Here is a 17,690-nt window from a genome sequence, read left to right as displayed (position 1 = left end):
GCGGTACCTGCCGGTAACGGCCCGGGCTTCCGGGCAGCGAATCCTTGCCGCGCGCTTCGCCGGTGTGCCACCAGCGGTCGTGGTCCGCCACCCGACCACCCCGTTCGCGCGACCAGCGCCTGTGGTCGAGCCACCATCGGCTCGTGGCTCGTGGCTCGTGGCTCGTGGCTCGTGGCTCGTGGCTCGTGGCTCGTGGCTCGTGGCGCGTTCGCTCCGGTAGCCCGAGCCGTACCGCCACTGATACCTCGCCTGTGCATGACCCGAGCCAGCTGCCGCTGATGCCAGCCGCGCCGTACGAATTGGAGCGGGCCGACGGCGCGTACTCACCCGTGGAGATCGCGATCCACCGGAGCCTGGGACAGGCCACCTCCGGTCCCGACGGGGAGGACGCCGGACTCGCCAACCAGAATGCTCGGCTTCGCCAAGTAGAGCACTCATGCTCCGACCAGCGCACTCACGTCTGAGCTGCGGCTTGTCGTCGGTAGTGACCGTTTTGAGCTCGGGCCTGGTGGTGGCGTCGCCAGTCGGACCAGCCGAGCCGGTGCGCCCAGGCCCGCCTGGGTAGCTTGCCGGCCAGGGTGTCGGACCGAAATTTGCCTGACGGTGTGACGATCTCGGCTGGACAGGCGAAGGCAAGGACGTAGCCCGTGCCGCGCTTTTTCCAGTCCGGCCCGCAGTTTCGGGTTGCCGCCGTAAACCTCGTCCGCGGCCACCCAGGAGGTGTGATGCCCGGTTTCCAGGAACCGTTCGATCATCACGGTGGCCACCTCCGGCCTGTTCGCGAACGCCCGGTCTCGGGGCTGCCCGCGGCCTGGCAGCGGTCGGCGTCGCCTGTCCACAAGCGAGGAATGTACGGCTCGCGGTTCACCGCTGCCGATGTAGACGAGGTAGACGGCGACCTGGAAGTTCTCGATCCGGCCCGCGGTGGCCCGCTGAACCCCGACGGTGTGCCCTTCTTCACGTCGCCGGTCTCACCGACCACCAGCACCGCCGCATCGTCGTAGAGGTGCTCGACTACGTAGTCGCGGACATCGTCACGGACCGTGTCCGCGTTCCAGGCCGCCCGGCACAGCAAATGCTGCATGCCGTGCGGGGTGGTTTCCCCGGCCCACTCGGCGATCGTCCAGCAGTTCCTGCGCGGCAGGCCGGCCAGTGGACCGAGCACCAACTGCCCCGCTTTGCGCCGGGGTTCCACCCGGGAAAAGCGGCCCGCGAAGCAAGTATGCTTCTGACGTCTTCTTGATTCACCGGTAATGGAGCCCGCCATGCCCCGTCTGTCCACGGCGACTTGGAGTTGCTCGGCCGTAGCTGTCGGTGCGCTGCTCGTGGGCTGCTCGGCGTCGGTCAACGTCGGAACACCCACGCCAGAGATGTCTTCGGGCAAGCTGGCCATCCTCCTCGCAAAAGAGCTCGCAGCCACGACCGGCCGGCCGAAGCCAGACGTCGCATGCCCGGAGGGCCTCGCCGCCAAGGTGGGTACCACTACCCGATGCACTCTCACAGCGGGCGACGGCGACACGTTGGGCGTGACAGTCAAGGTGACCTCCGTCGAGGGAGACCAGATCAACTTCGACTTCCAGGTCGACGAAACGGCTTCCCCTGCACCGCAATAGGAAAAATCGCCGCGCTCGCGCATGACCGGGTCCGCGTCAGCGGAGCCAGAGGCCTGCCGGCGCCTGCGGACCCTGAAGGTGAGTAGCGGTTTCCACGACGGTTACCGGTGCGAGGCGGAGATCGACTACGCGGGGACCGGCGCGCGCATGCGCGCCGAACTGGCCGCCGCAGTCGTGCGCGAGCGGACGCGTGGCCTCTTCCGCCACCTCCACCAGGATCTGCTGGGCCCGGATCCGGTGACGCAGCCCGACGGGACGACGCTGCCGGGCTCGGGCCGGTGCAGGCTGTCACTGGTCGCACAGGCCGACGACGCGGCCGCCGCCGCACGGCTCGGCGAGGAAGTCCCGCCCTCTACACCAACGGCCCCGCCGGCGGAGGCGGAGTCCGGGTCACCACGGTGCCCGTCATCGGCGTGCTCTCCAGCGCTGTGAGCCGCGCGGCCGCCGTCGCGTCGATCAACCTGCCGAGGAGCGGCGCATGAACGCGACGACCGTCACCGCCACGACTCTGCGCCTCTTGGCCCACGCCCGCACCGGAGGCAAAGGCAGCACACTGACCGTGGCCGTGTGGCTCGCCGCGAAGCCGACTACCCCCTGCTGCACCGCTACCTGACGCCGGCAGTCGTACGCGAGCACCTGAGAGACCGCGTCACCGGCGCTGTGCGCCGCTACGAGACGCCGGCATCGCGACCCTGATGTTCGTGTGCGAGCGAGCTCCCCAAGACACCGTCACCACCTCTCTCCACCGCGACCGGCACGGCAAGACACTCTCCGGCCATCTGCCGGATCTTCCGGTCCCACTCGTGCCGGCCGCCGGAACCGACGATTGGAAGCATCATGAGCCCCCACCGTCTGCCGGACCCTCTGCCGACATACGCCAATCGCTGCGGGTGCACCGGCACACCCGCACGATGACGGTCCTCGGCGGGCCGACCGACCGTCCGGCGCCCGTCATTCTCCTGCTCCACGGATCCCGGCAGACGGGGGCGAAGCTGCGTGCCTTCACCGGCCATGCCTTCGACCGTCTCGCCACCGACCACAGAGCTGTGGTCGCCTACCTCGACGGGTACAGGCAGCACTGGAACGACGCCCGGATCACCAGCCGTTTCGCCACCCGCGCCGAGGGATAGGACAACGTCGCCTTCATCCGCGGCGCCATCGACCGGCTCGTGGACCGAACGGCGGTGATCCGCCCTACGGCGGCGGCGTGGCGAGCACGTGGGGTTTCAGCCCCCGGGGTCTCGGGATGTCGGCAGCGCGGACCGCCCACTATTACGCGCAGCGCAACAAGATCACCCCCGCGCGCGTTGCGGAGACCCCCCGTGGGCACCGGGGCGAATCCGTCCGTGGAAGCCCTCCACTACCGCCAGCCCGGACGCGCTCCCGTCTCCCTCTACACCGCCCACGGCGGCGGCCACACCATCCCCGGGACGCGCAAGGCCCCGTTCGTCCTGGGGGCGGACCGACATCGCTTTCGACACCGTCGCTGCGGTCGCGGATCACTTCCACCTACGGGCCGACACCGAGCGTTGAGTCGCTCTCCCGGCCCGAACCGGCTGCAGCACCAGCCCACCGGACGGGTGATCAGCGGGCCTGATGGGTGGCGGTGACGGCCGCGGCGGGCTCGCGCGTCGGCAGGTGGTAGACGTGGAAGGCCCGACCGATGACCGGCTGGGCGACGTTGCGCACCCGCACGCCGCCGCTCGTCATGCCGTGTTCGGTGCCGGCGTGCGCGTGCCCGTGCACCGCGAGGTCGGCGCCGGCGGTGTCGATCGCCTCGGCCAGAAGATAGCTCCCCAGGAACGGGTAGATCTCCAGCGGCTCACCCGCCAGGGTGTCCGGGACGGGGGAGTAGTGGGTCAGGGCGATCCGCGCGTCACAGCCCTCCTGGTCCAGTCGCTCCAGGGCGGCCCGCAGACCGTCGGCACACCGGCGCGAGTGCTGGACGAACTCCTTCATCACCGGCTCGCCGAACTCCCCTGCGCACCGGCCGACGAAGCCGCCCCCGAACCCCTTGGTCCCGGCGACGCCGATCCGCGCCCCGCCGCTCTCCACGATCGTGCTCTGCCCTTCCAGCACTCGCGCGCCGGCGTCCCGGAGGATGGCCGTGACCTCGTCCGGACGATCGTCGTGGTGATCGTGGTTGCCGAGGACCGCGACGACCGGAACGGCCAGGTCCTGGACCTCCCGGGCCACCACCCGCATCTCCTCGGGTGTGCCGTGCCGGGTCAGGTCCCCGGCCAGCAGCAGGAGGTCGGCGCACTCGGGCAGGGTCTCGAAGGCGGGGCGGAGCACGCCCTGGCTGTCGGGCCCCATGTGGATGTCTCCGACGGCTGCGATACGGATCATGAGAGCTCCTCCGCGTGGTCGGGGGAGGACGCCTCGGTGACCACGAGGTCGCTGTGCACGGGGAATCCGGCGAGCTCCTCGTGGACGGTGCGCACGATCTCGTCGCGGCAGGGCGCCGAGGGCACGGTGCCGGTGAGCAGGACCGTCCGGCCGCGGGCCTCGACCCGTACGCCCAGTTCACCGAGTTCACCGGAGGCGAGGCGGTCCTGGAGGTGGGCGATGCGGTAGTCCAGGTTCTCGGCCGGCGGCCCGCCGCCCGCGTCCTGGGAACCGTGGGTGCTCATGGGTGCTCCTTCAGATGACGTTCAGGCGCTCCAGGAGGAAGAAGAAGGCCGCGGGCATGGGTTCGTCCCCGCACTCGCGCCGTACCTTCTCCCAGTCGACCTTCTCCCGCAGGGCGCGTGCGATGGGCAGGGCCGCCCCGAAGTCGCAGTGGTGCTCCGAGAACGCGGCGGTCAGACTCCACAGCAGATCGGTCGGGGCCAGCACGGGCATGCGCACCGAGTCGACCGACAGCTCCTGCGCCCGCTCCAGCATGTCGGCGCCGACCGGCCGGTGTGCCAGCTCGAAGATGATGTCGACCGGCTGGCCGAAGCACGTGGCCTTGATCAGCCAGTCCTCCGGCGGGGTGTACACCGTCAGTCCGGCCTCGTGGAGCGTGGCCGCCACCGCTTCCGCGTCCTCGGGGCGGATCGCGAAGTCGACGTCGTGCTGCAGGTTCTTCTCGCCGCCGTGGGCGTACGCGGCCACACTCCCGGCCAGTGCGAACAGGTGCCCCTTGCGCTTCAGCAGGGCGCCGACCTGTTTGGCCGCCTCCAGGAGCGCCTGGTTGCGGTCCTGGGGGAGTTCCTGCAGCGGCTGGTCCGCCTGGGGATCCTGTGGTGGCGCGGGCTCGGCACCGTCCGGTGCCGTCCGGAGGTCGGGTATCCCCGGTCGCCGGACGAGCGTCGCGTCATCACCGTTCTGCGTCATGACCACTCCTTCGCCGAACCGGACACTCCGCTCCCGTGCGGGGTCCGGACCCGAGACGGCCTGTGTGCCTGCATTGAGTACCCGGCGCTCCCGGCCCGACACGGACGGCTTCCGCAGAGCGTGAGGCCCGGCCCGCCACCCGCCCGGCCCGCCACCCGCCCGGCGCGCACCCGCCCGGGCCCGGCCCGCCGACCCGGCGTCCCCCAGGGCGTCGGCGAGGGGGGGCGGCGCTGTCCCAGGGCACCCGGCCGAACAAGACAAGCGCATAACCGGACAAAAGCGGAATATTGGGCAAAGGGATGGGAAGCCGGATCACGCCGCCGACAACGCGCTTGTGGAGGTCGACATGAACCAGGAGACGTCACGTGCGTCGGATCTTCCGCAGCCGTTGCGGGCCGTGGCCTCAGGCCTCAGGCACCTGCCGGGCGCGGAGCAGGTGGGCAAGGCGGCCACGGGCGCGCTGGACAGGATCGGCGCCGTCTCGCCGCGCGGCCGCCGGATGGCCGTCTACGCCGGCGCCGGGGTGCTCGGCGTGGCCGGAGTGGTGGAGTGGCCGGTGGCGGTGACCGGAGCCGCCGTCGCCTGGCTGACCCGGCCGCGGCCCGAGCAGCCGCGCGACGGCGCGTCACCCGACGGCGAAACCCAGACCGGCAGCGGCGGCGACCACCGCTCCGCCCGGGCCGGCGAGGACGACGAGGACACCTCCGCGTACGGCCCCGGCGGCAGGCTCGCCTCCTCCCACTACCGGCACGACCGGCCGGAACAACACGTCCACGAACAGCCCGCCAAGGTCGGCGACACCGCCACCGCCTCCGCCCTGAAGCAGGTCGCCGAGGCCACCGCGCACCACGACGACGAGCAGCCCCACGGGCACGCACACGACAGCCGCCCCACCGGCTGAGTCGGGACAGCAGCAGATGCTCACACACTTCGACGTCACCCCGCTCGTCGGGGCCGTGGCCGGCGCTGCCGCAGGCGCCGCCCGCAGCACCGCCCAGTCGGTGACGTCCGTCTACGACACCACCCGCCGCGTCCGCAACGTCGCGCGCAACGCCCTGACCGGCGGACAGCACTGGCAGGCCGGGCAGCGACTCCACCTCGCCCTGCGGCACTCCGACGGCGACGCCGGAGCGCTCGCCCACAGGGTCGCCGAGGAACTCGTCGAGCACCCGGACGTCCTCACGGCCTACTGGGACGGGGGACTGGGCCGCCTGGTGCTCACCGTGGCCGAGGACGCCGCAACGGACCGCGTCACCGAGCGGGCCACCGCCCTCGCCGCCCGTCTGGGCCTCGAAGAGGGCGCCGACCCCAACGCCCGGGACACCAGCCACCCCGGCGACCCCGCCGAGGTACGCGTCACCGCGGTGGCGATCCTGCTGGACGCCGCCGGAGCGGCCGGTGCCCTGGCCGGCCGGTCCCTGCGGCTGCCCCCCGCCTCGCGCGTCATCACCGCAACCGTCACGCTCCTGCGCGAGAACCCCCGTTTCCGGGCCCTGCTCCGGCAGCGGTTCGGCACGTCCGGCATGGAACTCGTCCTCGCCGCCGCCAACGCCGCCGCCCACGGCATCGGCCAGACCCCGCTGGCCCTCGTGCTCGACGGCATCCTGCGCGGCAACCAGCTCACGGAGGCGGTGGCCAGAGCCGCGGCCTTCGAGGCGCTGCACGACGACGTCTGCCACCACCGGCGCACCAGCCTGCCCGGCCCCACCGACTCCCGGCCGCCCCTCAAGGTGACCCCCGCGGCGGAGTACGCCTCCCACGCCAGCACCGGCAGCCTCGCCGGCGCCGCCGCCACCCTTCTCGTCACCCACAGCGCGAGGGACGCGGCCGAAGCCGTCCTCGCCGGATCCCCCAAGGCGGCCCGCTACGGTCCGGCCGCCTTCGGCGCGACCCTCGGCGTCTTCCTCGCCCACGCCGGGATCCTGCTGCGCAACGGAGAGCGACTGCGGCAGCTGGAGATCGCCGACGCCCTCGTCCTGCACGCCGACGCCCTGCGCAGCCTGCGGCAGGACGGCTCCGACGACGGCCTGCCCGACGACCCGGTCCACCCGTACGCCGAGGCCGTCCTGGACGCCGCCCGCCGGGCCGGTCTGCACGTCGTGATCGCGGGCGGCTCCGACCTGAAGGACATCACCCGGCTCGCCGACGAGGTCGCCCCGAGCGCCAAGCCGTTCGGGGAGGTCGTACGGGCCCTGCAGGCCGAGGGGCGCGTGGTCGTGACCGTCGCCCGCCTGCACGAATCCGGCGAAGGGCAGCTCGCGGCCGGACTGCCCGCCGGTGACGTGGCCATCGCCCTCACCGACGGACGGGCAGCCGTCTCCTGGGCCGTCGACGTGCTGGCCCCGAGAGGCCTCGCCGATGTCTGGCGGCTGCTCACGGCGATCCCCGCGGCCCGGCGCGTCGGACGCCGGTCGCAGACTCTGGCCCGCGCCGGCGCGGCCCTCTCCGGGCTCCTGGTCGCCCGCGGCGGGCAGCCCCCGGGCCGGCGCCTGCCGTGGCCTCTCACCCGGCACGCCCCCGTCAACATCGCCGCCGCCAACGCCCTGATCACCGGCTGGTTCGAAGCCGTCCGCGTCGCCCGGGCCACCCCGCCCCCACCCCGGCTGCACATCCCCTGGCACGCCCTGGAACCTCACGAGGCCCGGGACCGGCTGGGGCACGCCGACCGCGACGGAGAGCCCCGCGGACTGGCCCTCGTCGCCGACCGCTCACGACAGCAGGCCGTACGTCTGACCCGGCACCCGGCACTCGCCCCCGCCCGCTGGACGTGGCAGGCGGCCGGTGCCGTGCGTCGCGAACTCGACGACCCGCTGACCCCCGTCCTCGCCACGGGCGCCGTCGCCTCGGCGCTGCTCGGCTCGGTCGTCGACGCGCTGCTCGTCGTCGGTGCCATGGACCTCAACGCCGTGACCGGCGGCCTCCAGCGGCTGCGCGCCGAGCAGGCCCTGGCCCGGCTCGCCGCCCGGCAGCAGCCCAAGGCCCGCAAGCAGGACAGCCGCGAACGCGTGGTCACCGTCGACGCCGCCCGGCTGCGGCCCGGCGACGAGATCAGCCTCGGCGCCGGCGACGTCGTACCCGCCGACGCACGCCTGCTGGACGTCGACGGCCTGGAGATCGACGAGTCGGCGCTCACCGGCGAGTCCCTGCCGGTGAGCAAGTCGGTCGAGGCCACGCCCGGGCTCCCCGTGGCCCAGCGCACCTGCATGGTCTTCGAGGGCACCACCGTGGTGGCCGGACGGGCCACCGCCCTCGTGGTGGACACCGGCGACCAGACCGAGGCGGGCCGGGCCGTCACCCTCGCCGCCCGAACCCCGCCGCCCGCCGGCGTCCAGGCCCGGCTCCAGGAACTGACTCGCAAGGCCCTGCCGGTGACCTTCACCGGCGGTGCCGCCGTGACGGGCCTGTCCCTGCTGCGCGGCAGCCCCGTCCGGCGCGCCGTCAGCGGCGGTGTCGCGGTGGCCGTCGCCGCCGTCCCCGAAGGCCTGCCGCTCGTCGCCACCGTCGCGCAGATGGCGGCGGCCCGCCGACTCTCCCGCCGCGGTGTCCTGGTCCGCACCCCGCGCACCCTCGAGGCGCTCGGCCGGGTCGACACCGTCTGCTTCGACAAGACGGGCACCCTCACCGAGAACAAGCTGCGCCTGGTCCGCGTCGCCACCGCCGACGGCGCCGTCCTCGCCACGGACGACGAGCAGGCCGACCCGCTCGTGCGGCTGGCCGCGCGCGCCTGCCCCCAGGAGGAGACGGGGCAGGGCCGCCGCGTCGCGCACGCCACCGACGAGGCCGTCCTCGAAGTCGCCCCGCCCGACCAGGGCTGGGCTCCCACCGGCGAGCTGCCCTTCGAGACCCGCCGGGGCTACGCCGCCGCGGTCGGTCGCGACGGCGAACCGGAGATGGGCGAACTCCTCGTCGTCAAGGGCGCTCCGGAGACGATCCTGCCCGCCTGCCGGGACCTGCCCGGCCACGCCTCGGACACCGCCCACGAGCTCGCCGGACAGGGACTGCGCGTCCTCGCCGTCGCCCGCCGAGCCTGCCGGGCAGACGACGCCGAGGCCGAACTCGACGCGCCGCTGGCAGACCTGGAGTTCAGCGGTTTCGTCGCCCTTGCCGATGTCCCGCGCGACACCTCGCACGCCCTGCTCGCAGAGCTGCGCCGCTCGGGAATCCTGCCCGTCATGCTCACGGGCGACCACCCGGAGACCGCCCGCGCCATCGCCCTGCAACTGGGCTGGCCGGAGGAGACCGAGGCGGTGACGGGCGACGAACTCGTCGCCATGGAACGCCGCGAACGCGTCCGGGTCCTGCGCGGGGCGGGCGTCATCGCACGGGTCGCACCCGAGCAGAAGCTGCACGTCGTGGAGGCCCTGCAGCAGGCCGGGCGGGTCGTGGCGATGGCAGGTGACGGCGCCAACGACGCCGCCGCCATCCGCGCGGCCGATGTCGGCGTCGGGGTCGAGTCGCGCGGCTCGGCAGCCGCCCGCAACGCCGCCGACCTCGTGCTCACCACCGGCGACCTGTCCGTCCTCGTGGACGCGGTCGCCGAGGGCCGTGCCCTGTGGCGCAGCGTCGCCGACGCGGTGAGCATCCTCATCGGCGGCAACGCCGGTGAGGTCGGCTTCAGCGTCCTGGGCACCCTGCTCGCCGGTGCCTCGCCCCTGTCCACCCGTCAGCTGCTGCTGGTCAACCTGCTCACCGACATGTTCCCGGCCATGGCCGTGGCCGTCACGCCGAGCAGTGACCCCTCGACCGCGGAGCACGCCGCGACCGGCCCGATGGGCCTCGACGTCCTCGGCGCGCCGCTGCTGCGTTCCATCCGCCGCCGTGGCATCACCACCTGCTTCGGCGCGGTCGCGGCGTACCTCATCGGCCGCCTCACCCCGGGCACCGAACGCCGGTCCACCACCATGGCGCTGTGCGGTGTGGTCGGTGCCCAGCTCGTGCAGACCCTCTCCGGGCGGCGCCACAGCACGCTGGTATGGGTGACGGCCCTCGGCTCGGCCGCCGTCCTCGCGGCCCTCGTCCAGACCCCCGGCGTCAGCCACTTCTTCGGCTGCACCCCGCTCGGGCCCGTGGCCTGGGCCGGCGTCGCCCTGGCCATCGCCCTGTCGGCCCTGGCTCCCCGCCTCGAGCGGCTCCGGGCCGTCCACGCCCTCTACGACGGTGCGGCGCGACTCGCCCTGCGTCTCGACGAGCTGAGCCGCCAGGCCCGGCACCTCTTCCAGAGCGGGGTCGCCGCCCCGGTGGCGTCGTAGGGCAGAACGCGAAGGGGCCGCCACCGACGAGCTGTGGTGGCGGCCCCTTCACATGTGGTCAGACCTCGCCGCGCCAGGCGCCGGTCTCCGTCCCGCGAGCCTCCATGAACTGCTTGAACCGCTTCAGATCACCGGAGACCTGCCGCTTCACGAAGCCCAGCTTGTCGCCGACGTTCTCGGCCACACCACTGGGGTCGAAGTCCATCTGCAGCATGACCTTGGTCGTGTCGTCCTGGATACGGTGGAACGTCACAACACCGGCCTGCCGCGCCTCGCCGCCCACGGTGGTCCAGGCGACGCGCTCGTCCGGGACCTGCTCGGTGATCTCCGCGTCGAACTCCCGCGCCTGTCCGCCGACCTTCGTCACCCAGTGCGTGAGGGTGTCGGTGCGCTGCTCGATGCGCTCGACGCCGTCCATGAACTCGGGGAAGGACTCGAACTGCGTCCACTGGTTGTACGCGGTGTGCACCGGCACGCGGACCTCGATGGATTCCTCTACCTGCGACAAGGCGAAACCTCCCTCTCTCGTGTGTGAGCGAGGCACGGGTACCAGATCTCGCGCCGCTCACTCCTCGTCATCACAACTTGTCCGACCAGGTGTTTTTTCCGTCCTCGCTGGTACTCGGCCAGGAACTACGGACCGGGAGGTGATCGTCATGGCGGACACACACCGCACGGCCCCCGCCGCTCCCCGCACAGGGAGCGCGCCGGCGGCCGGGGAGGAGCCGGTGGGCGAGCTGGTGCAACGGGCCACCGAGCAGCTGACCGACCTGGTGCGCGGCGAAATGCGCCTCGCCCAGGCGGAGATGACCGAGAAGGGAAAACGCTATGGCAAGGGCGGCGGCCTGTTCGGCGGAGCCGGCGTACTCGGCTTCGTCACCCTCCAGGCCCTGGTCGCCACGGTGATCGCCGCCCTGGCCGTCCCGCTGCCGGTGTGGGCTGCGGCGCTGATCGTCACCGGCGTCCTGGCCGTCGCCACCGGCCTGACGGCGCTGGCCGGCCGCAAACAGGTGCGCAGCGCCACCCCGCCCGCCCCGCAGCAGACCATCGACAGCGTGAAGGCCGACGTGGCCGAGATCAAGGAGAGTGCACAGCGATGACCCAGCCTCCGCACGACGAGCCGACCGCCCGCAGCCAGGAGGAGCTGCGCGAGCAGGTCGAGCACACCCGCCACGAACTGGGCGACACCGTCCAGGCCCTGGCGGACCGGGCCGACGTCAAGACACGCGCCCGCGAGAAGGCCGTCGCGGTCAGGGAGCAGGCCGGGGCGAAGGCCCAGGAGTGGAGCGGGCAGGCCAGGTCCAAGGCCGCGCACGTCGCCCACACGGTGGAGGAGAAGCTGCCCGAGCCGGTCAAGCAGAAGGGCGTCGCCGCCGCTCAGGGTGCCAAGGAGAAGGCCGCACAGGCCGAGCGGGTCTGGCAGGACAAGGCCCCGCAGCAGGTGCGCGACCACCGTGCCGCCCTGCTGGCGGGCGCCGGTGCCGTGCTCGTGGCCTGCCTGCTGATCCGCCGCCGTGGCCACCGCTGAGCGAGCCGCTCACCGGTGTGTGAGCCGCGGCCACCGCTGAGCGAGCCGCACACCGGTGAGTGAGCCGCGGCCACCGCACCATGAGCCGCGGTCACGTTCCGCGGTCACCGCTGAAAAAGCCGCCGTCCCATCCAGGGACCGCGACACCCGGCCCCCGCCACCGCTTGCGGTGGCGGGGGCCGAGGCGGCAAGGTCAGGTGCCGTGGCCACCTTGCTGATCGTCCATCACACGCCTTCGCCGCACTGCCAGGCGATGTTCGAAGCCGTCGTCTCCGGAGCGACGGACCCCGAGATCGAGAACGTCCGGGTCGTCCGCGTGCCCGCGCTGTCCGCCACCGCCTCCGACGTCCTCGCCGCCGACGGCTTCCTCCTCGGCACTCCCGCGAACCTCGGCTACATGTCCGGAGCGCTCAAGCACTTCTTCGACCAGGTCTACTACCCGTGCCTGGACGCCACCCGCGGCCGCCCCTTCGGCTATTGGGTGCACGGCGGCAACGACGTCACCGGAGCGGTGCGCGGCATCGAGTCGGTCACGACGGGCCTCGGCTGGCGCCGCGCCGCCGAGGCCGTGACCGTGACCGGCGAGCCGGACAAGGGCGACCTCGAGCGGTGCTGGGACCTGGGCGCGACGGTGGCCGCCGGACTCATGGGCTGAACGCACGGACCGTCAGGTCTCATCCAGCCGACGCCGGTCCTGCTCGTCCCACGCCCGGGTGTCCCGCGGCTGGGTGTAGGGCTCGGCCTCGGGCGGATGCCCACCGGCGATGGCCCGCTGACGCACCGTCTCCGCGTCGAACTCCAGACCGAGCAGGATCGCCAGGTTGGTGATCCACAGCCAGACGAGGAAGACGATGACACCTGCCATCGTGCCGTAGGTCTTGTTGTACGAGGCGAAGTTGGCCACGTAGATCGCGAAGCCGGCGGACGCGACCATCCAGATCAGCAGGGCCAGCAGACTGCCGGGCGTGATCCAGCGGAAGCCCTTCACCTTGGCGTTCGGGGTCGCCCAGTACAGGAGCGCGATCATGGTCGTCACCAGCAGCACCAGCACGGGCCACTTCGCGTACGTCCACACCGTCAGGGCGGTGTCACCGATGCCCAGGGTCGTCCCCACCTGCCGGGCGAGCCCGCCCGTGAAGACCACGATCAGCGCACTGATCACGGCCATCACCATCAGCACGACCGTCACACCCACCCGCACCGGCAGCAGCTTCCACACCGGCCGGCCCTCGGGCATGTCGTACACGGCGTTGGCCGAGCGGATGAACGCGGCCACGTAACCGGACGCCGACCACACCGCCAGCACGATGCCGACGATCGCCATCAGCGAGCCGATGCCGGCGTTGCCCTGCAACTGTTCGACGGCCCGGGTGATGATGTCGCGAGCCGAGCCGGGAGCCAGTTGCTGGACGTTCTCCAGCACCTTGTCCGTGGTCGACTTGCCGGTGAGGCCCAGCATCGACACCAGCACCAGCAGCGCCGGGAACAGCGCGAGCACACCGTAGTAGGTCAGCGCGGCCGCCCGGTCGGTCAGCTCGTCGTCCTTGAACTCCCGCAGGCTTCCCTTCAGTACCGCGCCCCACGACTTCCGTGGCAGGTCGGTCGGCGTGTCCGGCGCCGCACGCTCCACCTCGGGGCTCGGCCCGGGCTCTTCGGAATCGGGGGCGTGGGCCTCCCGGCGTTCCTCCTCGAAAGTCTCCGGGCGATCCGCCTCGGGCCCCGGGCGGGAGCCTTCCGGAGGCGGGGCCTCTGTCTCGTGGTGTTCTTTCCGTCCCGGAATATGCAGCTTCACCATGTGAGCCGGGTAACCCCTGGCGAGGGCCTTAAGCCGCGCTCGTGGAAGCCGGGTGCGAGGCGTCGGCCTGTGGTGTCCGCGAGGCCACCGAAAGGGGGTTGAGGGAGCGCTCCCACAGCGGCACGATGCCACCATGACCACGTCTCCCACCGTCCGTCCCTACCGCCCCGGGGACCGTCCGGCCCTCGACGACATCTGCGTCCGCACCGCCCACCACGGCGAGGACAGCCGCCCCCACTACGCGGATCCGGGCATCTTCCCGGTCACGTTCGCGGCGCCGTACGTCCATCTGGAGCCGGATCTGGCCTTCGTACTGGACGACGGGCGGGGAGAGGCGGTCGGCTACATCCTCGGCGCGGCCGACACCCCGCGCTTCGCCGAAGCATTCCGGACCAGGTGGCTGCCCCTGGTGGGCGACCGGTACCCGGAACCTGCCGGCCCGCCGCGCACTCCGGACGAGGCGATGGCGATCATGCTGCACCACCCCGAACGGATGGTGCTGCCCGAGCTGGCCGGCCACCCCGCTCATCTGCACATCGACCTGTTGCCCGCATGGCAGGGCCGCGGGCACGGGCGCCGCCTGATGCGGACTTTCCTGCAAGCGTTGCGGGACAGGGGGGTCCTCGCCGTCCACCTGGCGATGTCGACGGCCAACACCCGGGCCAGGGCCTTCTACGACCGCATGGGCTTCGAGGAGATCGACGTTCCCCAGCCGGGTGAGGCCACCTTCCTCGGGCGCACCACGAAAGCGCTCGACCGGCTCTGACCGAAGGGAAGTGGCGCAAACGCACATTGCCCATCCCGGCCATCGGGCGCACTATGCAGAGTGGGAGCGCTCCCACCTCGAAACATGATCGAAAGCGCGATGGAAACGCACTACACCCCCACATCCGAAAGAGGAGATCATGAATTGTCATGGTCATGACTTACGGGCGTCCCGGTTCAGGTCCCGCCTGACGCTCGCCCTGAGTGTGCTCGTCGCCGCGCTGCTCAGTCTCATCCCGTGGAGCGGCACCGCCGTCGCCCACGGCTCGGTCGTCGACCCGGCCTCCCGCAACTACGGCTGCTGGCTGCGCTGGGGCAGCGACCACCTGAACCCCGCGATGGCCCAGCAGGACCCCATGTGCTGGCAGGCGTGGCGGGCCGACGCCAACGCCATGTGGAACTGGAACGGCCTGTACCGCAACGGCTCCGGTGGGAACTTCCAGGCCGTCGTCCCCAACGGCCAGCTGTGCAGCGGCGGCCGGACCGAAGGCGGCCGGTACAACTCCCTCGACACGGTCGGCGCCTGGAAGACGACGGACATCACCGGCAACTTCACGGTGAAGCTGTACGACCAGGCCAGTCACGGCGCCGACTACTTCCTGGTGTACGTCACGCGGCAGGGCTTCGACCCCACCACCCGGCCGCTGACCTGGAACGATCTTCAGCTCGTCAAGCGCACCGGCAGGTACGCGCCCAGCCAGAACTACGAGATTCCCGTGAGCACTTCGGGACGGAGCGGCCGGCACATCGTGTACACGATCTGGCAGGCCTCGCACATGGACCAGACGTACTTCCTGTGCAGTGACGTGAACTTCCGCTGACCTGCGCCGCCCCGCCGGACAGCGCCGTCCGGTGGGGCCCGGGCCGCCCGGGCTTCATGAGAATTCTCCGAAAATCTTCGAAGTGAGTGAACACGCCAGTGCTCCCGCACGTATGGGGCGAGGGGATTTTCATGCCCGGCACGCCACAAGCGCAGGAGAGCACCCTTGGGACGCAACACGCGAAGACGCCCTACCGGCCCACGACGCGCGACCTTCGCCGCATTCGCACTGATCCTCGGCGGAGGCGGGCTGATGGCCGCGAACGTCTACGCCTCAGCCACGGACGGTGGTTCGGGCGGTGACTCCGCCCAGACGCGGTCCGGCACGGGGGTCCGGACCGCGGGCGCCACGATCGACTGCCCGGACGTCGGCAGCAAGCTGACCTCGGTCCCGGAACAGGCGCGGGGGGAGGTCGACAAGGAACTCGCCCTCCTGGACGAGCAGATAGCCAAGGCCTACCAGCGGCTGAGCGAATCGGCCCAGCAGGTGCAGCAGGACCCCGGCTTCGCCGACAACGCGGTCGTGAACCCGCTGAAGGAGAAGCGGGCCGCCACCCTCGAGCGCATCGCCATCGCCATCGACCGCGTGGGAGACCGCCCCGAGGGCCTCGACGCCCTCGCCGCCTGCAGCGTCCAGGACGGCAACCAGGCTCCCGCGCAGGGCGAAGGCAAGGACGCCGGCGCGACCGGCCGGCCCGGCCAGGAGCAGGGTCAAGCAGGCCAGGGGCAGCAGAACGGCCAGGGTGCCAACGGCGGACAGGCGGGCAACGGCCCCGTCGCCGCCGACTACGCGGACATCAAGAGCGTCCAGCCCAACGTGAACGACCCCCGCGAGGAGGGCGGGGCATCCCGCGGCTCCTTCGCCACCAGCTGCGGCGTCAACGAGAACGGGCTGTTCAACTCCGACAACATCATCGCCGCGCCGGGTGTCACCAACGGCGCCCACCACTTCCACGACTACGTCGGCAACCAGTCCAACAACGCCTTCGCCAGCGACCAGGACCTGGCGAAGGCCGAGACCAGCTGCGACGACCAGGGCGACAAGTCGTCCTACTACTGGCCCGTCGTCCGCCTGCAGAACGGCACCCAGGAGCAGGACGCCGACAAGCCCGGCGGCGGCATCGAGGGCAACGCCGGCGAGATCGTGACGCCGAAGCAGGTCACGCTGACGTTCGTCGGCAACCCGCGCGAGAAGGTCACGGCCATGCCGCGGCTGCTGCGCATCATCACCGGCGACGCCAAGTCGTTCGTCAACGGCCCGGCCAACGCCAACGCCTCCTGGAGCTGCACCGGCTTCGAGGACCGGCAGCTGAAGGACAAGTACCCGCTGTGCCCGCAGGGCAGCGACGTCGTACGGACCTTCAAGTTCCAGAGCTGCTGGGACGGTCGCAACATCGACAGCGCCAATCACCGCACCCACGTGGCGTTCGCGGACGCCGCCGGGAACTGCCCGTCGGGCTTCCGCCCCATCCCGCAGCTCGTCCAGCGCATCGTCTACGACATCGACGCGCCGAGCCTGCAGGACGGCGGCCGTACGACACCGCTGTTCGCGGTCGACTCCTTCCCCGAGCAGCTGCACAAGCCGGTCACGGACCACGGCGACTTCATCAACATCTTCGACGAGGATCTGATGGGGGAGATGGTCGACTGCATCAACGACGGCCGTAAGTGCGGAGCCGGAGCGGACGGCGGGCAGAACCCCGCACCGGGCGAGGAGCCCGAGGAGGAGCCCACCAAGACGCCGGAGGCCCCGCAGGAGGAGCCGACGAAGGCGCCGGAGGCCCCGCGGGAGGAGCCGACGAAGGCGCCGGAGGCCCCGCGGGAGGAGCCGACGAAGGCGCCGGAGGCCCCGCGGGAGGAGCCGACGAAGGCTCCCGAGGCACCGCAAGAGGAGCCGACGAAGGCTCCCGAGGCCCCGCAGAACGGCAACGGCGGCGACAAGCCCGGCGACCAGGGCGACGGCGGTGACGACGGCAAGGGCGAGGCCCCGAAGCCCCCGGCGGACAAGCCGGTCCCCGAACCGGAGCCCGGCGACGCGTCCACGGCCCCGGGCAAGGCACAGCCCGAGGTGAAGGCCACCGACTCGGCGGACGGAGGCAACGCCGCCGGGGAGGACGGCGGTGCGAAGGACGACGACGGCGAGGACGCGGACGGCCTCGGCGAGTCCCAGGCCGTCGGCACGGCCACCAGTGCCGCCCCGACCCCGTCGGCCCCCTCCCGCACCGAGCCCCAGGCGGTCGGCGAAGGTGGCCTGGCCGACACCGGAGCACAGCTCTGGCCGGCCGCGGCCGGCGCAGTGCTGGTCATCGCGGGCTTCGTCGTCCTGCGCCGGGTGCGGCGCGGCTAGCAGTCGCGCCCGGACATGAGCCGGGTGCGGTTGGGCTGGAAGCCACGCCCGGACGTAAGCCGTGAACGGCGGCGGGATCCCCACCGGATCCCGCCGCCGTCGCGCCTCTCGGACCGAAGCCCAGCTCCGGCCCCGTGTTCCGGCCCCGTGTTCCGGTCTCCTGCTCCGTCCCCGGGCTCCGGCCGCCCTGTTCCGGTCCCCTGCTCCGTCCCCGGGCTCCGGCCGCCCTGTTCCGGTTCCCTGCTCCATCCC

At 72.1% G+C, this 17,690-nt stretch carries 18 protein-coding genes and 1 pseudogene; 12 read left to right on the top strand and 7 right to left on the bottom strand.

Features of this window, described 5'->3' with window-relative positions:
• Window positions 1-434: 434 nt before the first annotated feature.
• Together ACFY5B_RS24825 and ACFY5B_RS24820 are read right to left on the bottom strand one after the other, a co-directional pair.
• The gene (locus ACFY5B_RS24825) at window positions 435-914 is read right to left on the bottom strand and encodes a transposase (RefSeq protein ID WP_389972771.1); all 480 of its coding nucleotides are present in this window, start codon (window positions 912-914) and stop codon (window positions 435-437) included.
• Window positions 915-1,039: 125 nt separating this feature from the next.
• Window positions 1,040-1,267, bottom strand: a pseudogene (locus ACFY5B_RS24820) (hypothetical protein); the annotation flags it as partial.
• Between ACFY5B_RS24820 and ACFY5B_RS24815 the strand changes: the two are divergent.
• From ACFY5B_RS24815 to ACFY5B_RS24800, 4 genes are all read left to right on the top strand, one after another.
• Entirely contained in the window at window positions 1,266-1,613 is a 348-nt protein-coding gene (locus ACFY5B_RS24815; RefSeq protein ID WP_389972616.1) for a DUF4333 domain-containing protein, read from the top strand. The pseudogene ACFY5B_RS24820 and the gene ACFY5B_RS24815 sit on opposite strands and share 2 nt — an antisense overlap.
• 78 nt (window positions 1,614-1,691) lie before the next feature.
• Window positions 1,692-2,045, top strand: coding sequence for a hypothetical protein (locus ACFY5B_RS24810; protein WP_389972614.1), 354 nt, complete (start codon window positions 1,692-1,694; stop codon window positions 2,043-2,045).
• 135 nt (window positions 2,046-2,180) lie between these two features.
• Window positions 2,181-2,309 (top strand): hypothetical protein, encoded by a 129-nt coding sequence (locus tag ACFY5B_RS24805; protein ID WP_389972612.1) that lies wholly within the window; start codon window positions 2,181-2,183, stop codon window positions 2,307-2,309.
• 215 nt (window positions 2,310-2,524) lie between these two features.
• A complete protein-coding gene (locus tag ACFY5B_RS24800; protein ID WP_389972610.1) occupies window positions 2,525-2,743 on the top strand; it encodes a hypothetical protein in 219 nt (72 codons plus the stop codon).
• A gap of 454 nt (window positions 2,744-3,197) precedes the next feature.
• On the opposite strand, the gene ACFY5B_RS24795 is transcribed toward ACFY5B_RS24800, so the two are convergent.
• The 3 genes from ACFY5B_RS24795 to ACFY5B_RS24785 are packed head-to-tail and all read right to left on the bottom strand — an operon-like array spanning window position 3,198 to window position 4,934.
• On the bottom strand, window positions 3,198-3,962 hold the full coding sequence (locus ACFY5B_RS24795; RefSeq protein WP_389972608.1) for a metallophosphoesterase: 765 nt from the start codon (window positions 3,960-3,962) through the stop codon (window positions 3,198-3,200).
• Window positions 3,959-4,246 carry a BON domain-containing protein gene (locus ACFY5B_RS24790; protein WP_097214668.1) on the bottom strand — a complete coding sequence of 96 codons (288 nt, stop codon included), beginning with the start codon at window positions 4,244-4,246 and terminating at the stop codon, window positions 3,959-3,961. Before ACFY5B_RS24790 ends, ACFY5B_RS24795 begins: the two co-directional genes overlap by 4 nt.
• 10 nt (window positions 4,247-4,256) lie before the next feature.
• The gene (locus ACFY5B_RS24785) at window positions 4,257-4,934 is read right to left on the bottom strand and encodes a nucleotidyltransferase family protein (protein ID WP_362050310.1); all 678 of its coding nucleotides are present in this window, start codon (window positions 4,932-4,934) and stop codon (window positions 4,257-4,259) included.
• A 346-nt stretch (window positions 4,935-5,280) separates the two neighbouring features.
• On the opposite strand from ACFY5B_RS24785, the gene ACFY5B_RS24780 reads away from it, so the two are divergent.
• Window positions 5,281-5,835: a hypothetical protein gene (locus ACFY5B_RS24780; protein WP_389972606.1), complete on the top strand. Its 555-nt coding sequence runs from the start codon at window positions 5,281-5,283 to the stop codon at window positions 5,833-5,835.
• 16 nt (window positions 5,836-5,851) lie between these two features.
• A complete protein-coding gene (locus tag ACFY5B_RS24775) occupies window positions 5,852-10,183 on the top strand; it encodes an HAD-IC family P-type ATPase (RefSeq protein WP_389972604.1) in 4,332 nt (1,443 codons plus the stop codon).
• Between the two features lie 58 nt (window positions 10,184-10,241).
• Here the strand turns inward: ACFY5B_RS24775 and ACFY5B_RS24770 are convergent, their stop codons facing one another.
• Window positions 10,242-10,691, bottom strand: a complete 450-nt coding sequence (locus ACFY5B_RS24770; protein WP_053669470.1) for an SRPBCC family protein — start codon at window positions 10,689-10,691, stop codon at window positions 10,242-10,244.
• Between the two features lie 148 nt (window positions 10,692-10,839).
• Here ACFY5B_RS24770 and ACFY5B_RS24765 point away from each other — a divergent pair, with 148 nt between their 5' ends.
• The 3 genes from ACFY5B_RS24765 to ACFY5B_RS24755 all read left to right on the top strand — a co-directional run bounded on the left by ACFY5B_RS24765 (window position 10,840) and on the right by ACFY5B_RS24755 (window position 12,366).
• Entirely contained in the window at window positions 10,840-11,283 is a 444-nt protein-coding gene (locus ACFY5B_RS24765) for a phage holin family protein (RefSeq protein WP_389972601.1), read from the top strand.
• Complete coding sequence (locus ACFY5B_RS24760) at window positions 11,280-11,711, top strand: DUF3618 domain-containing protein (RefSeq protein WP_389972599.1); 432 nt, start codon at window positions 11,280-11,282, stop codon at window positions 11,709-11,711. Before ACFY5B_RS24765 ends, ACFY5B_RS24760 begins: the two co-directional genes overlap by 4 nt.
• 202 nt (window positions 11,712-11,913) lie before the next feature.
• On the top strand, window positions 11,914-12,366 hold the full coding sequence (locus tag ACFY5B_RS24755) for an NAD(P)H-dependent oxidoreductase (RefSeq protein ID WP_344459618.1): 453 nt from the start codon (window positions 11,914-11,916) through the stop codon (window positions 12,364-12,366).
• A 12-nt stretch (window positions 12,367-12,378) separates the two neighbouring features.
• On the opposite strand, the gene ACFY5B_RS24750 is transcribed toward ACFY5B_RS24755, so the two are convergent.
• Window positions 12,379-13,503, bottom strand: coding sequence for a YihY/virulence factor BrkB family protein (locus ACFY5B_RS24750; protein WP_389972769.1), 1,125 nt, complete (start codon window positions 13,501-13,503; stop codon window positions 12,379-12,381).
• Window positions 13,504-13,639: 136 nt separating this feature from the next.
• Between ACFY5B_RS24750 and ACFY5B_RS24745 the strand changes: the two genes are divergently transcribed.
• From ACFY5B_RS24745 to ACFY5B_RS24735, 3 genes are all read left to right on the top strand, one after another.
• Entirely contained in the window at window positions 13,640-14,272 is a 633-nt protein-coding gene (locus ACFY5B_RS24745; RefSeq protein WP_389972597.1) for a GNAT family N-acetyltransferase, read from the top strand.
• 139 nt (window positions 14,273-14,411) lie between these two features.
• The gene (locus ACFY5B_RS24740) at window positions 14,412-15,092 is read left to right on the top strand and encodes a lytic polysaccharide monooxygenase (protein ID WP_389972595.1); all 681 of its coding nucleotides are present in this window, start codon (window positions 14,412-14,414) and stop codon (window positions 15,090-15,092) included.
• A 252-nt stretch (window positions 15,093-15,344) separates the two neighbouring features.
• Window positions 15,345-17,438 (top strand): DUF1996 domain-containing protein, encoded by a 2,094-nt coding sequence (locus ACFY5B_RS24735; protein ID WP_389972593.1) that lies wholly within the window; start codon window positions 15,345-15,347, stop codon window positions 17,436-17,438.
• Window positions 17,439-17,690 lie beyond the last annotated feature (252 nt).

This window comes from Streptomyces sp. NPDC013187, from assembly GCF_042899705.1.
Lineage (GTDB): Bacteria > Actinomycetota > Actinomycetes > Streptomycetales > Streptomycetaceae > Streptomyces > Streptomyces hawaiiensis_A.
This window is presented reverse-complemented; position numbering and strand designations above follow the sequence as displayed.